A 15549-nucleotide genomic window follows, 5' to 3' on the forward strand; every position below is an offset into this window, starting at 1 on the left:
GACCGACAGCAATTTGATCCGCGCCCCCCGGATTTATCGGTGGGGTCGATTCTTCAATCTAAAATCTAAAATCTAAAATCTAAAATCGGTTGACAGCTTCTGCGTAATAAAACTTATCATTTTTTCTCATATAAGCTCTCTTAAATCTATACAATAAATCTCGACAGGCTTTTTAACAAACGAGGACTGTCAATAGCCCACCGCTGAACTGTCGGGTAAAGCGGAGGCGTCTTTCAAAAGAGCAACAGGTCTCGAAACAGGCAGAAGAAAATTTTTGATTTTCTTTTCCTTTAATTCAAGGCACTGGCTGCAATCGCCCAAAGGCAACTCTCCTGCCGAGTCTTTTTTTCCACGGGTATACCGACGGATCGCAGCGGAGGGAGTACCCCGTGCCTGCCTTCGGATCGGACATTTACCCGCAGGCAGAAAGATGAAACCAAAACATTTTAATCTAAGAAAGTAAGCGCGCCCGAACCTCGTGACAGGTAAAGGCAAAAAGTAAACAAAGCAAAAATACCTACTTTGACCTGCATGAGAAGGCAAGGTTAGTCTGGTTAAATGCTGCAACGATTTAGATAGGGAGCGAAAGAGTCTAATGACTGTAAAAGCAAGTGGTGGAAGCTCGGTTGCGCGTCCGCAACTATATCAAACTGTACCGGTCGCAACAATTTCGCAAGCAGAACAGCAAGACCGCTTTCTACAGCGGGGCGAACTCAGCGAACTAGCAAGTTATTTCAGTTCCGGGGCTCTTCGGATCGATATCTCTGCGACGCTGACCCAAAACTCGGAACTGATAGTATCCCGCGCAGCTAACCGGATTTTTACCGGCGGTTCCCCGCTGGCATTTTTGGAAAGACCACAAGAACCTGCGATGGCTGTAGCAGGGGCGGCACGTGGCGGTTCGGCGAATGTCTCTGAAGGCATGAAACTGGGAAATGTCACCTACGTAGAAAGCCGCTCTGGCGGCAACGGCGGTGGCGGCGGCGGATTCTTGGGGCTAGGAAATCTATTTTCTGGCAACGGTGGCGGCTACAGCGGCCCAATCCCAGCAGGATTTCAGCCGATCAATGTCTCGCGCTACGGCCCGGGCAACATGACCAAATCTCTGCGGGACTTGAGCTGGTTTTTGCGTTACATCACCTACGCAATTGTCGCTGGCGACCCGAATATTATTTCGGTGAACGTGCGCGGATTGCGGGAAATCATCGAAAATGCTTGCTCTTCGGCGGCCACAATTGTGGCAATGCAGGAAATGAAGGCAGCATCTTTGGGCTATTTCCGAAACAATGCAGAGGCAAGTGCGATCGTCGGACAGTATTTCGACGTAGCAATTACCGAATTCAAAGCTCCCACACCTTCAGACAAGGTGCGGCAGCGCGAAAGCAACGACCAGCAAGGGCTGCAACTGCCTCAGATTTACTTCAACGCAGCCGAGCGACGGTCGAAATTCGTCATGAAAACCGGTCTGTCTTCGGCCGAAAAGCTAGAAGTAATCAAAGCAGCTTACCGCCAAGTATTCGAGCGCGACATTAGCCGCGCATACAGCCAAAGCATTTCTGACTTGGAATCCAAGGTCAAAAATGGCGAAATCTCGATGAAAGAGTTTATTCGCCGCCTTGGCAAATCTCCTCTGTACCGTCAGCAATTCTACGAGCCGTTTGTCAACAGCCGCGCTGTAGAACTTGCCGCCCGCCACTTCCTCGGCCGCGGTTTGAGCTCGCGGGAGGAATTTAGCAAGTATTTTGCGATCGTCAGCAAAGGGGGTCTGGCAGCCCTCGTAGACGCGATGGTTTATTCGCAAGAATATTCCGACTACTTCGGTGAAGAAACAGTGCCTTACCTGCGCGGTTTGGGCCAAGAAGCTCAGGAGTGTCGCAACTGGGGCCCGCAAATTGATTTGTTCAATTTCAGCGCTCCGTTCCGCAAGGTTCCTCAGTTCATCACCTTGTTTGCTGGCTACAACCAGCCTCTGCCAGACCAGCACGTTTACGGTGTTGGCAATGACCCCTTAGAAATTCAGTTCGGCGCGATTTTCCCGAAAGAAACTCGCAACCCCAAGAGCCGTCCGGCTCCCTTCGGCAAAGACACTCGCCGTATCCTGATCCGTCAAGGTGCAGGTATTGACAATCAGTTGAGCAATCCGGCGGCTCGCGGTGCTGCTCCTGGTTCTCTGGGCCCCAAGGTCTTTAAATTAGACCAGTTACCGAGCAACTATGTCGCTTCCAAGAAAACTGCCCGCGGTGTCTCCAGCAGCTACAGCAATGCTTCCAGTGTCAAATTTACCGAAAGTTCCACCCAAGCGGTGATTCGGGCAGCTTACCTGCAAGTGTTTGGTCGCGACGTGTTCGACGGCCAGCGCCAAAAGGTAGCGGAAATTAAGCTGGAAAACGGCGAGATTCCGATGCGCGAGTTTATTCGGATGTTGGCGAAGTCTGATGTGTTCCGCAATATGTACTGGAGCAAGCTCTACGTTTGTAAGGCGATCGAGTACATTCACCGCCGACTCCTGGGACGCCCTACCTATGGCCGTCAGGAAATGAACGCTTACTTTGACATTTGCGCCAAGAAGGGTTTCTACGCGCTGGTCGATAGCATCATGGACAGCATGGAGTACAACGAAGCTTTCGGGGAAGATACAGTGCCCTACGAGCGCTATGTAACTCCCGGTGGTTTGTCTATGCGGACGATGCGATCGGGTTCCGTCGCTGAGCAAAATGTCCAAGCTAAGACTCCTGAAACTCCTCGGTTTATCGAACTCGGCACTGCGCTCGATCGGGGCGATTTCGAGTTACAAAATAGCCTCGCTCAAGGTGTCAGCAAGCGGCGCGAACAAACTAAGGTGTTCAAGCTGACGACTACTTCGGACAAAGTAGCTTTGAAAACTTTAATTCAAGCTGCTTACCGTCAAGTTTTTGAACGCGACTTGAATCCCTACGTTGTGAAGAATGAATTCACGGCGCTGGAAAGCAAACTGGGCAACAATGAAATCAATCTCAAGGAGTTCATTGAGGCTTTGGGCTGCTCGTCGCTGTACGTCAAACAGTTCTACGCACCTTATCCCAATACTAAGGTAATTGAGTTGGGAACCAAGCACTTCTTGGGCCGTGCTCCCCGCAATCAAGCGGAGATTCGGACTTATAACCAAATCTTGGCAAGTAAAGGGATTAAGGGCTTTATCAACGCGATGTTGAACAGCGTTGAATATGCTGAGGCTTTTGGTGAGGATACTGTTCCTTACCGCCGCTTCCCGACTCTACCGGCTGCTAATTTCCCGAATACTGAAAGACTGTACAACCAGTTGACTAAGCAGAATGGTGAAATTGTGGTTCCGAGTTTTGAGCCTGTGGCTGCGATCGACAGAAGCTAACAACAAACTGCAAGAAAGTTGATTTTCTAGGTTGACAAAAATCCCTCGCTATGGTAATGCTGTAGCGGGGGATTTTTGGTGATGTTACGCTGTTGATCGATCTGCGAGTCCCATAGTCCGAGAGGGATTGAAATCCCCGGCGGACTGAAAGCAAAACCCGATCGCCCCAAAAGTGCGATCGGGGTCGATCGATGAGTCCGAGAATCCGACAGGGATTTCAATCCCTGTCTCATAGCTGAAGTCCACTTAAGTGGACTAAATTGAACCACAGTTTGATGAGACTGAGAAATTTGATAACGGGCAGGCAAGCGTGAGAAATGGTTGGCAATTCAGTATGGTCTCTGACCACGAATTTCTTGATGGTACCCGCCACGTGATTTATCCGTGGAATCAACCCAAAATCGAAAATCGAAAATCCTCAAGCCCCCGCATTTATCCGTGGGGTCGCCTCTAAAATCTAAAATCTAAAATCTAAAATCGATTGACTGTACTGAGTATATTTAGGATTTGAATAATCAAACTAACTGCCACTCAAGAATACCAAACTACAAAGTATAGGACGAAAAGAATATGGGTTTGTTGATCTAAGCTGTTGTGCATTTAATTTGTATATTGAGGGCGGGATTTCCTGCCCAACCCCTACTCCCCACAAGAGGAAAAATTTATTTTACTATGCAATTTCAAGGCGGATTAGCTGATTGATTTCGCTAATCTTAGGATTAGTAATTATAGCCATGATTAATCGGTTAATGGGGATATAGCAACCGCCTTGGCGGTTTCTATACTAGCGTGTTTTTTTTATTCAAACTGACAACAAGTATTTTTTGTATCCGAGGCGGAATATAGATAATTTATCGGACAATTCAGCATAGAAAACACAATATATTGGTTTATGAAGTCGGGGCGGGAACTTGCACCCGCCCTTTATATATTCGGTTAACCGTACTCAAATAGCCACTTTAACGCGAGAACATTACCGCCCACTCTTCGTCGTTGATTTCAATATACAAAATTGCGATCGGCACAGACAGAGCGATTGCCTAGTTATCGGGTATTAGTGATTTCCCTTCATTCCCTATAGGCAAAAATTAGGTATAATTGGTTAGCGCGTATTATGATAAAAGTTTAAAAAAAGAATAGCCAGGGAGGGAAGAACCCAAACCCGATAGTGATGAGTCATTACCCATCTAAAATCTAAAATCTAAAATCTAAAATCTAAAATCTAAAATCTAAAATTGTATGAGCTACATCAAGATATTGACCGCAAAATAAAACAGCACAATAAACGGGCCACTTGTTCTGATTAGTAAAGTAGCGAAACGAATAAGGTATTAGGGCATAATGTTGTGAAAGATGGAACAGGGTATGGAACTAAATTTACAGAAATTTTATAGCGCCTGCAATCCCAGCTACACCCTGGCAGTAGCAAATCAACAAGACCGACAATACTATATCGATTTCTCTTCAGTGCGGGGCGGCACGATCGTAGAACAATTGGAGCGCACCATCAGCCGTCTGTCCCCCGATTCACCTACCTGTCAATTATTCACCGGTCACATCGGCTCTGGTAAATCAACTGAATTGCTGCGGCTACAAGCTCAATTGCAGCAACAAGGATTTCATGTTGTTTATTTTGAGTCGAGTAAAGACTTAGACATGGCAGATGTAGATATCACTGACATTTTGTTGAGCGTTGCTCGTCAGGTGAGCGAAAGCATTGAGAAAATGAAAATCAAGCTGCAACCGAGGGGTTTTAAAGCTTTGCTCAAAGGGGTTGCTGATGTTTTTCAAACTCAAATAGACTTGAGCGCTGAAGCTAATGTCCCTGGTTTTGGGGAAATAAATGCCAGCACGGAGGGAGAGTTTTCTCTGGCGTTGGGAATTGGCAAAATTACTGCTAAGGCGAAAGATGCTCCGAATCTGCGATCGGAGTTGAGGCAATATTTGGAGCCCCGAACTAACGTAATTTTAGATGCGCTTAATAAGGAGTTGCTGGAGCCGGCTAATCAAGAACTCAAACGCCAAGGGAAACAAGGACTTGTAGTAATTATCGACAATCTCGATCGCATACACCTGTGCGCGAAACCGACGGGGCGACTGCAGCCGGAATATCTGTTTGTCGATCGCGGCGAACAATTGGCAAGACTAAATTGCCACGTCGTGTATACAATTCCTTTGGTGCTGATTTTCTCTAACGATTTGGGCCAGTTGACCAATCGCTTTGGGGTAGATCCGAAGGTTTTGCCGATGGTGCCGGTGCAGTTTAGCGACGGTTCTGAGTGCTCTGAGGGTGTGGAATTGCTGCGGCAAATGGTTCTGGCGCGGGCTTTTCCCACCGTGCATCCTTCACAGCGCTATGCTTTGGTGGGCAAAGTTTTCGACTCTGCGGAAACTCTCGATCGCCTGTGTCGAGTTAGCGGTGGTCATGTCCGCAATTTGCTGCAACTACTGTATGGCTGTCTGCAGAAACAAGACCCTCCTCTGTCGCGGGAAACTTTGGAAAATGTGATCGTCCAGCGCCGCCACCAGCTTACTTTGGCGATCGAACCTGATGAGTGGCAATTGCTGCGCCAAGTATCCGTTACCAAAACTGTGAACGGGGAAACTAAATACCAAATATTGCTGCGGAGTCTCTGGGTGTTTGAATACCGTTACGGCGAAGATTATTGGTTTGATGTCAATCCGATTTTGGCTGACGCCAAAGAGTTTCGGGAAACAGTTGAGAGTTGAGAGTTGACAGTTGACAGTTGATGGTTGAGAGTTGATGGTTGATGGTTGAGAGTTATCTCCGCCTAATCATAAACAGTCAACAGTCAACTAACAAAAATGATTAAAGGCACGACTAAACTGTTAGGAGTAATTGGTCATCCCGTCGAACATTCTTTGTCGCCGGCGATGCACAATGCTGCTATTTCCCACTTGGGAGTCGATTTTGTTTACTTGCCGTTTCCGGTAAAACCAGGGGATTTAAAAGCTGCTCTTGCAGGATTTGCGGCGATCGGCGTTCGGGGATTTAGCATCACGATTCCCCACAAACAAGCAATCTTACCGCTGTTGTCAGAAGTTTCCCCGATCGCCCGATCGATCGGCGCAGTCAATACCGTATACCTGACTGACAAAGGTTGGTGCGGCACAAATACAGACGTTGAAGGCTTTCTCGCGCCGCTGCAAACGGGGGTTTTTCAAACTTTCCAATCAGATTCAGATCCCCCCCGCAGGGCGGGCACGGGGGCACCGCCCCTACAAAGGGGGGAGAATTCACTCAAAGTCCCCCTTCTTAAGGGGGATTTAGGGGGATCTCCGGGTTCCGATTGGAGTCAGAAAGTAGCGGTAATTTTGGGGAATGGCGGGGCCGCGAGAGCTGTTGTGGCTGGATGCGCTCAATTGGGATGTGCAGAGATTCACGTTGTCGGCCGCAACGAACAAAATTTAGCGGAATTTCAGCAGAGTTGGGTCAATTCTCCGATGCCCGTGCAGAATTTGCAGGTGCATACTTGGGATAATTTGTCAAGCTTAATCTCGCAGGCAGATTTGCTGGTGAACACGACGCCTGTGGGGATGTATCCGCAGGGGGAAAAGTCGCCGGTTGCGGCTGGTGAGATCGATCGAATTTCAGCAGGTGCGATCGTCTATGATTTAATTTACACCCCTAATCCTACCCAGTTTCTCAAAGATGCACAGCTTCGGGGAGCGCGAGCTATTGACGGACTCGAAATGCTAGTTCAACAAGGAGCAGCCGCCTTAAAAATTTGGCTGGATAAAGAATCTGTCCCAGTCGATGTGATGCGCCAAGCTTTACGTCAGCATTTAGGTCTAGACTAATGCCATTTCTTCAAAAAGTAGCTTTAGTTTTCCGAATTCCTATAAGTAGGAATTTGAGGCTGAATTCGCGCTAAGCTGAGAATTAAAATATACTTGCCCCGCAATTTATGAAATTTCGAGCTATCAGCCTTTTTTTTGCTACTTGCCTAATCGGAATTTTTAGTTTGGTCTTCACTCCACCTGCTTGGGCTCTGACGCAGATTAAACTTTCCGACCTTTCTTATCGCGAATGTCCCGCAGAAATGGGAGAAGGAACAGTCACCAGCGGCAGTTCTATGGAAGCTACCTGCTTTTTGATTACTGGGAAAGCTGAAAATAGCACGGGCAAACCAGTTGTCAATGCCGATATTTTCGGCCGCATTTATGATGCTGACGACAATCCGGTGATGCAAAACCGGACTCGGTTGGGTTCTATAGAAGAAGTTCCTCCCGGAGTTAGCGATTTTCAGCTCAGAATTTCCGTTGCAGCCAATCAGAGAACACCTTTGAAGCTCAAGCAATTTAAAGCTACAGGTTTTACTGGCGTGGTTCGCCGCTAACGAAACTATTTGAGATTTTAGATTGCTGATTTGAGATTTTGGGTTGGCTAGCCGTGAAATTGCGATGCAGTTTTCGATTTTCGATTTTCGATTTTCGATTGTTGAGTGGCTGGCAATTTCTCATTTCTCATGTACGATAAACTCCCCAGCTTTTCAACCGGGGAGTTTATCTAAAAATGTCAAATCTAAAATTTAGTTGTCGGCAGCTAGGTCGGCAAAACAATTTACGCTCGATGCTTAAAAACTTAAGCTTTTCAAACTACAAGGATGTTTGCAAGCTGGTCAAAAGACCAATCAAGAATTCCGAGCCGAATTGCAGTACAAAAAACGCAATTAGTGGCGAAAAATCAATCCCTCCCAAGGGGGGGATAATCGATCGGAATAGATTGAGGTAAGGGTCTGTTAACTGACTCAAAATTGAAAACGGGGGGTCGTACCAATTGATGTTAGGGAACCAGCTTAACAGCACCCGAATAATCATCAGGGCTACATAGATTTGCAGAAATGTGGACAGCGTGGTTGCCAAAAGGCCTATGGAAGAACTCATAAATTTTGCTTGTAGTTTGAGTAAAGTTTACAGACACTTTAACTTAAAGTTTAGCATAGGTCGGGGAGAGGGGGAGCATGAGGCTGTTTACGGGCGGGCTAGAAGAGTAACGGCCCACAATAAAATTCACTCTTGGCTTCACAGGCCCGAAAGGCCTGTTAAGCGAGAATGGTGCAAGATGTCAGTAGCCCCCATCGATCGGCCAGACTAATCTAAAATTTTAAAGGGATTCAGGAGTCTTGGGCGATCGAACCCTCGCTGCCCGACGCCGGCGCGTTGCCGTTTACGTCGCCGAGTTGCAGCCGCACGTCATCTATTGCCTGATTGAGCTGGGCAATTTTATCTTCTAAACTCAGCCTTGCTACTTCCATCCCTTCGGCTTCGAGTTGGCTGGCTTTCCTCTGGCGGATCTTTCTTGTCTTTGCTTCTGAAGGTTCACTCAGCAAAGCTTCAGCAGCGCGCCGCGACAGCACCGCGCCCAAAACTGCACCCACCAAGCCGCCAACTGCGGCTCCGGCAATAAATCCCCCCGTAAAACCCTCTCGATTGCTCATGGCTCAACTCAACAGCGCGATATTTCTTTGATTTGTTTATTTTGACACTCTCCCGGTGAGAAACCGGCAGACGATTTTAGATTTTAGATTTTAGATTTTAGATTGAGATGCCCAGCGCGAAAAATCATCCGCAAAGAGAAAGCCTAATGAGCATCAAGTCGGTTAGTTGTCAGGTAAGGCGAGAATTCCGACTTCAGAGTTAAAGCGGATCATTTCCAAAGATCGATCGCCATACAAATCTTCAATGTGTTCCAAGCAGCACTCGATCGCGAAATCGTTCAATTGGGCCGGCTCAACGCCGTACATTTCCTCAAACACCTCTGAGTCTACCCGACAAAAGCGCGGTCGATCGGCATAAATTCCGCATTCTCGCGTCTCTCTGTCAAAATTGATACACCAACCGTCATCTCCGACTAAGCTCAAATAGAGCGATAATTCGTCTTCTGATAAATACTCGTCTAAGTCTGGGCGCTCTGTTGGGTCGAGGTAACAACAAGCACCGCACTGCTTTACGCAACGCCAAGTAGCCATAGTTTGATTTTAGATTTTAGATTTTAGATTTTAGATTTTAGATTCGGAGCATTATGTGGAAAATGCCAAACTTTAGGAGATTTGGGCTCTTCAAGTATATCAATTGCCAGCGCCGGAGGCCCATATCCCGAAGGGGCGGTTGGATTTGAGATTTGAGATTTGAGATTTGGGAGACTTTCCGGGAAGGGGCATCAAGTCCGCAGTTCCCTGTGACCAAGACTTTCAAAGGTGGTACCCGCCACGTGATTTATCCGTGGAATCAATCCAAAATCGAAAATTGAAAATCCTTGCGTCCCCCGAATTTATCCCTGGGGTCAATCCAAAATCTAAAATCTCAAATCTAAAATCGAATGACTGAGAGGTCGATCGTAGTTTACATTTTGTTGAATTTTGTAAAGTTCCTTAAAAAATATGGTCGATCGCCCGGTAAAATCAGAAGCGGATTTTCTAATGCAACAATCTAGACTTAATCACTACAGTCAGGAGGACAAATGGACTTTATAACCGATCTTTTCAGTGGTATGGGTGGTGTAGACTACCAACTCATTGTTCAGGTAGCTTTACTCGCAGCCGTCGTGCTTTCTGGCCCGATCGTGATTTTTCTCTTGGCAGCTAAAGGCGGCGACCTGTAATTATAGCACGCTAGGCGGCGATCGAGAGTTGGGAGTTTTGAGTTTCACATTATGCAAAATTCACAACGCTCGATCGCCAAATTTCCCAGCAGCACGAGCTTTCTTATCAAATACCAAGGGCGTGTTTAGCAGTTTGAATCAAATTCTCAAAAAAAGGTAGAGATACATCGACTTCTCTAGCATCTTTGCGGGAGTTACCTAACAAACCGATGTTTTGTCCGGGTGCAACAGCCAAAACTTGTCCTTGAGAGTTGCGAATTCTCAATTCCTCGATCGAGCCGGCGGGAGACAGACTGCAAGAATAAGTGCGATCGCAATAATCAAACTCAACTTTTCCGAACCTCGGCGGCCTGGAACTAGCAACACTTGCCGGTAGCCGAACGCCCAACAATTCTAACTCAACCGATGTCTTGCCATTAAAACTATTTTCCCGCAATCGGTAAGCAAGATCAACCCGCCGAGGCAAAGGAAAATATTCGCCCCAACGCCAAGCAATCGCCTTCACACTAGCCGATACATTTCCATCTTGAGTTGCAGTTAGTTTAACGTGACCTCCTTTACCAACAATTTTCTGTTCAGTTATGCAAACATTAGGCGTCCAAAATACAGGAGCCTTATTTTCAATCCCGCAAGGTTCCAGAGCATCAATTTGTCGGTAAAGGTCGAGATTAATCTCAGCCAAATCCGCTCGCACGTCAACTGAAACCAGCGGTTTTAAGTGTTCCGGCTGCAAACATTGATTGGCAAAAATTGACAATTGGCTGCGGAATTGGTCGAGATTCTCAGCAGGCATAGAAAAACCGCCAGCCGCTTTGTGTCCGCCAAATTTAGTTAATAAATCCGCGCAAAAATTCAGCCCATCAAATACATTAAACTCAGGAATTCCCCTCGCCGAACCCCGGACAATTTTAGCGGGCGGGCACGGGGGAACGGAGGAGGATGAGGTTGTAGGGGCGGTGCCCCCGTGCCCGCCCTCATCCTCAAAAGTACCGATAAACACAGGCACGCCGTAGCGTTCCACCAACCGAGAAGCTACAATCCCGATCACCCCGTGGTGCCAACCCGGTTGCACGACAACTAACACTCGTTCTTGCTGCAAATCGATCGCCCTTTCCTCACACCAAGCAATTGCTTCCTGCTCAATTTCCTGGCACAACTCCTGCCTGCGCTGATTAATTTGTTCGCACTGCATCGCGTTTTTGAGAGCCAATTCGCGATCGTCCGTAGTCAGCAACTCTATCACAATTTGAGGGTCAGCCAGCCGCCCCACAGCATTAATCCGGGGGCCAAGCCTAAAACCAATATCTTCAGGCTTTAACGAATTTTGAGTAGGGGCGGTGCCCCCGTGCCCGCCCTTGAGTTTTGAGTTGAGAATAGATGAACTTTCCGCACTTCCAGGCTGCACTCCCGCCACCTGAATCAAAGCCTGAATACCCGCCAATTGCGAGTGAGGCAACAGCCGCAAACCACGCTTTACCCAGCGCCGATTAACTCCAGTCAAAGGCGCTAAATCCGCAATAGTTCCCAAGGTAAATAACTCCAGCAGCGGATTCACCAACCCCCCAACTTTCTGCATATCCTGAGCCAAAGTAATAGCCAAAACATAAGCCACGCCTACCCCAGCTAAACCGCGATAAGGTGAAGATTCCGCGATTAATTTCGGGTTGAGAATAGCATCAGCCGGCGGCAGTTTTGGCGGCAAATCATGGTGGTCTGTAATAATAACTTTGACACCGAGTTCTCGTGCTCTGGCAACCGGGCCGTAGGCTGCAATTCCGTTGTCAACCGTGAGAATGAGAGCGACACCTTCCGAGTGAAATTCTTCTACAATGCGATCGTTAATCCCATAACCTTCTCGCATCCGGCTGGGAATGGCATAATCCACATTCGCCCCCAGAGCCCTCAGAGCTCGCAACAACAAAGCCGTGCTCGTCATCCCGTCAGCATCGTAGTCGCCGCAAATCGCAATTTTTTGCCCTCTCGAAATCGCCTCCCGCAACAATTTGACACTCGCAGCCAAATCTGGAAACTCATCAGTTGGCGCGGGCAAAACCAGAGATTCCGGTTCGATAAACCCTTGCACTTCTTTCAGAGAGTCGATGCCCCGGTTAATCAGTACCTGTGCCAGCAAGGGCGACAAACCGATTTCAGTGGCAAACTGTTCGGCTTGCTGTGGTTGAGGCGAATAAATTTGCCACCGTTGGTTTGGCAATCGGTGAAAATGCGGGGGCACAGATGTCGGTCGCTCTTGCACGGAAGCTGAGGTTTAAAGATACATGATTAATCTTACCGAATTAAGTGCCTCAGTCAATCAATTTTAGATTTTAGGTTTTAGGTTTTAGATTTTAGATTGATGCTGATGAGTTTTTTGGGTAAAATCCAAAGGTTGTTTGTAGGAAAGCTTTTTTCGGAAGCTCTCACCGCACCCAAATAGGGATCAAAGCCCTGCCCACAGTCATGGAGACCAAAAAATTTTAGACCAAAGTTCAAACGCCCCAGATTTATCTGTGGAGTCAATCTAAAATCTCGAATCTCAAATCGACTGGTGGGAGCCGAAGAAATAAGTGTAGCAGGCAGTTGTGCCGCCCGTGCTAGGGCGAGGCTAATTTAATTTAATGAGGAGACTTGCATGAGTGACGATCGACCACCTTGGTTTAAAATGGCATTACAGGTTCGGGGGTCTGTCATTCTCTCAATTTTGCCCCGCGTTTTGCTGTGCGGCGGCTTTGGAGTTTTTATTTCCCTACTGCACTTTTTTAAGTGGCCAGTTTCCTTACCAATTTTGTCGAGTATTGTACCCAGTATAGTCCTGGGTCTACTATTAGTTTTTCGTACAAATACAGCCTACGAAAGATTTTGGGACGGCCGAAAAATGTGGGGAACTTTAGTCAACAACGTCCGCAATTTGGCGCGCCAAATCTGGGTGGCAATTGAGGAAAAAGACCCGCAGGATATCGAACTCAAAAAGTCAGTCCTGCGCCTGTTACCCGCCTTTGCAGTGGCCCTAAAACTGCACTTGCGGCAAGAATCAGTCAATCCAGAGTTGGAGCCGTTAATGTCCCCAGCGCACTACCAAAAGCTCAAATCAATGAACAATCCGCCTCTAGAAATTGCCTTTTGGATTGAGGATTACTTGCACGAGCAGTACGAGCGCAATTGCCTCGATGTTTATCAGTTAACTGGTATGAATGAGTTGCTCAACTCTATGATTGATGTATTAGGTGGCTGCGAGCGGATTTTGAAGACGCCTATCCCTTTGGCTTACGCGATTCACCTGAAACAACTATTGTTGCTTTACTGTTTAGCCCTCCCCTTTCAAATGGTGAAAGATTTGGGTTGGGGAACCGGCTTAGTTGTGGCTTTAATTAGTTTTACTTTGTTCGGCATCGAAGAAATCGGCATTGAAATAGAAAATCCCTTCGGGCACGATGACAATGATTTGCCTTTGGACAATATTTGTGCTGCCATGCAGCGCAATATCGACGATTTAATTTCTTTATCTCCTAGCGTTCACGAACACGTGAAAGATAAGTAGAGTCATTCGATTTTAGATTTTAGATTTTAGATTTTAGATTGGTACATAAAATCTAAAATCTAAAAGCTTCGGATTAATTTTTTTTAACAATCAACCGCATTAACCCCGCTAATACTAACAATACAGGTGTCAGCCAATCTCCCCACCGCACGTAAAAAGTCCGAGTTTGCCGCCGATAAATAGTAGCATGTCGGACTTCATAGGTATTAATCCCAGACTTCCAAACCGTCTCGCCGCGAGGATTTACAAAAGCAGAGTAACCCGTATTAGTTGCGATAACTGCCCATCTATCCGTCTCAATGGCCCGCATCACATCTAGAGCATGATGTTGATCCAACATGGGCGGTTTGTAGTGGGCATTGTTGGAAGCTGTGAGCATAAATTCGCCTCCATTCGCCGCCTGATATCGGAAAATTTCCGCAAAGGCCGAATCGTAACAAATTCCGACAATGGCGCGGCCAAACGGCGTATCAAACAATTGTTGAGAATTGCCGGGTACTAAATGAGCATCTAAGGGCGAAAGTCGATTAATAATCCCGCCTAAGATTTCGTAAAAAGGGATATATTCGCCTAAAGGCACTAGCTTGAGTTTATCGTAGCGGCCGACAATTTCTCCAGTGCGATCGATCGCCAATAAGCTGTTAGTGATACTATTTTCTTGCTGGCCGAATCCTCCAACCCAAGCCACAACGCCGCGTTCGAGAATAGCTTGGTAAAAAGAAAGAGTAGAACGCTGATACTCGTTTGTCCAGATAAAAGGCAAAGCTGTCTCTGGAATTAACACAGCATCGACTTTTCTGTCGGCTAACTGTTTGTATCCAGTGGTGTAACCTTCTAAAGCGCGCCCCCAACCCGCTGAGTCAAACTTAATCTCGTTAGGAATATTGCCTTGAATAATGCCAATTTTTAATGATGTTCCCGCCTCTTGAATTAAAGGCCGATTGTACAAACTCCAGCCTGCAATATGCAAAACTAAACACAAACTCGCAGGCAAAATATAAGGAATCCAATTCTTCCTTCTGACTTCTTCCTTCTTCCTTCTTCCTTCAATAAAAGCTTCGGCGATTAAGCCATTTACTGCTACAATAGCGGCTGTTACTGCGCTGGGCCCGGAGAGTTGACCGAGGTGTAATATTGCTAAATTGTGGGGGCTTTGCGTGTAAGATAGGGATGTCCACCACAGCGAACCTGTACTCCAAATACTTTCTAAGGCACACCACAAAGCTGTGCCAATTAAAACGCGAGTTAATGCTAAAAATTTAGAGCTACCCCCCCCAGCCCCCCCTTGTAAAGGGGGGGAGTTAAGAAGAATAAGATCGGAGCTACCCCCCCCAGCCCCCCCTTGTAAAGGGGGGGAGTTAAGAATAAGATTTTGATTTTTTCGGGGTAAAGTTAGGGAGTTGAGAATTACAAATAGCCACGCCCAAACGGCGACTAAGGCGGCTCCCCAGAGGGTGATGAATGCCCAGCAAAAAAGTGCGATCGCCAGACTCGGCCACCAAGGAACTCCCAACCAAGTCATCGGGTGAATTCCCATAATCCAAGATAAAGCTAATCCGTGATAGCCAATTCCCCACAGTGAAGGAAGAAGGAAGAAGGAAGAAGGAAGAAGGAAGAATTTTTGTTTTTGTTCTTCTATTTTTGGCTTTTGATAACTGACAACCAAAATCCACAGGGGAGCTAATGCTACCCAAGCTAATAGCCAAGCATTTACTGGTGCGGTTGTCAATGCCATCAAAATGCCGCTGAAAAGTGCGATCGCCCAGGCTAATGTTTTTGATTTATGAACCACGAGTTTTTCAAATTTGTGCCTGTTAAATATCGCCACTTTGATGCTTGCCAAAAATAATAATTCTTAATCAATATATCAGATCGATCGGGAAGAAGAAAGCTCGGAAACGCGCAGTGTACGAGATTTAATAGATTTAACGGATTTAACTGAGAAGTTGCACCATTCTCAATAAGCTTTTTATGAACAGGCTTTCCGGCCTGTTCCACAAGAAAATTCACTCTTTGTGGAAC

The 15549-nt window shown here is 46.8% G+C and carries 12 protein-coding genes; 6 read left to right on the plus strand and 6 right to left on the minus strand.

Going from position 1 to position 15549, the window contains the following annotated elements; all coding sequences use genetic code 11:
* The first annotated feature begins 595 nt into the window (after nucleotides 1-595).
* The 4 genes from QUB20_RS17460 (at nucleotide 596) to QUB20_RS17475 (ending at nucleotide 7728) form a co-directional block, all read left to right on the plus strand.
* Entirely contained in the window at nucleotides 596-3367 is a 2772-nt protein-coding gene (locus QUB20_RS17460; protein ID WP_333247737.1) for a phycobilisome rod-core linker polypeptide, read from the plus strand.
* Between the two features lie 1365 nt (nucleotides 3368-4732).
* Nucleotides 4733-6097, plus strand: coding sequence for a P-loop NTPase fold protein (locus QUB20_RS17465; RefSeq protein WP_333247735.1), 1365 nt, complete (start codon nucleotides 4733-4735; stop codon nucleotides 6095-6097).
* Between the two features lie 96 nt (nucleotides 6098-6193).
* Nucleotides 6194-7189, plus strand: a complete 996-nt coding sequence (locus QUB20_RS17470) for a shikimate dehydrogenase (protein ID WP_333247733.1) — start codon at nucleotides 6194-6196, stop codon at nucleotides 7187-7189.
* Nucleotides 7190-7296: 107 nt separating this feature from the next.
* The gene (locus QUB20_RS17475; protein WP_190657424.1) at nucleotides 7297-7728 is read left to right on the plus strand and encodes a hypothetical protein; all 432 of its coding nucleotides are present in this window, start codon (nucleotides 7297-7299) and stop codon (nucleotides 7726-7728) included.
* 259 nt (nucleotides 7729-7987) lie between these two features.
* On the opposite strand, the gene QUB20_RS17480 is transcribed toward QUB20_RS17475, so the two are convergent.
* The 3 genes from QUB20_RS17480 to QUB20_RS17490 all read right to left on the minus strand — a co-directional run bounded on the left by QUB20_RS17480 (nucleotide 7988) and on the right by QUB20_RS17490 (nucleotide 9360).
* Nucleotides 7988-8275: a YggT family protein gene (locus QUB20_RS17480; RefSeq protein ID WP_333102770.1), complete on the minus strand. Its 288-nt coding sequence runs from the start codon at nucleotides 8273-8275 to the stop codon at nucleotides 7988-7990.
* A gap of 230 nt (nucleotides 8276-8505) precedes the next feature.
* Nucleotides 8506-8829 carry a hypothetical protein gene (locus QUB20_RS17485; RefSeq protein WP_333054510.1) on the minus strand — a complete coding sequence of 108 codons (324 nt, stop codon included), beginning with the start codon at nucleotides 8827-8829 and terminating at the stop codon, nucleotides 8506-8508.
* A gap of 162 nt (nucleotides 8830-8991) precedes the next feature.
* Entirely contained in the window at nucleotides 8992-9360 is a 369-nt protein-coding gene (locus tag QUB20_RS17490) for a YkgJ family cysteine cluster protein (protein ID WP_333247731.1), read from the minus strand.
* A 491-nt stretch (nucleotides 9361-9851) separates the two neighbouring features.
* Here QUB20_RS17490 and psb30 point away from each other — a divergent pair, with 491 nt between their 5' ends.
* Nucleotides 9852-9992, plus strand: coding sequence for a photosystem II reaction center protein Ycf12/Psb30 (psb30, locus tag QUB20_RS17495; protein WP_333054512.1), 141 nt, complete (start codon nucleotides 9852-9854; stop codon nucleotides 9990-9992).
* Nucleotides 9993-10098: 106 nt separating this feature from the next.
* Here psb30 and QUB20_RS17500 read toward each other — a convergent pair whose 3' ends face one another.
* On the minus strand, nucleotides 10099-12246 hold the full coding sequence (locus tag QUB20_RS17500) for a DHH family phosphoesterase (protein ID WP_333247729.1): 2148 nt from the start codon (nucleotides 12244-12246) through the stop codon (nucleotides 10099-10101).
* Between the two features lie 375 nt (nucleotides 12247-12621).
* Between QUB20_RS17500 and QUB20_RS17505 the strand changes: the two genes are divergently transcribed.
* Nucleotides 12622-13527: a bestrophin family ion channel gene (locus QUB20_RS17505; protein WP_333236675.1), complete on the plus strand. Its 906-nt coding sequence runs from the start codon at nucleotides 12622-12624 to the stop codon at nucleotides 13525-13527.
* Between the two features lie 73 nt (nucleotides 13528-13600).
* Here the strand turns inward: QUB20_RS17505 and lnt are convergent, their stop codons facing one another.
* Together lnt and QUB20_RS17515 are read right to left on the minus strand one after the other, a co-directional pair.
* Nucleotides 13601-15355: an apolipoprotein N-acyltransferase gene (lnt, locus tag QUB20_RS17510; RefSeq protein WP_445299414.1), complete on the minus strand. Its 1755-nt coding sequence runs from the start codon at nucleotides 15353-15355 to the stop codon at nucleotides 13601-13603.
* Nucleotides 15295-15549 (minus strand): hypothetical protein (locus QUB20_RS17515; protein WP_333291523.1); only part of this gene is annotated, 255 nt, incomplete at its 5' end. The genes lnt and QUB20_RS17515, both read right to left, overlap by 61 nt.

The sequence above is a fragment of the Microcoleus sp. B4-C2 genome, from assembly GCF_036705265.1.
In the GTDB taxonomy this organism is placed as follows: Bacteria; Cyanobacteriota; Cyanobacteriia; order Cyanobacteriales; family Microcoleaceae; genus Microcoleus.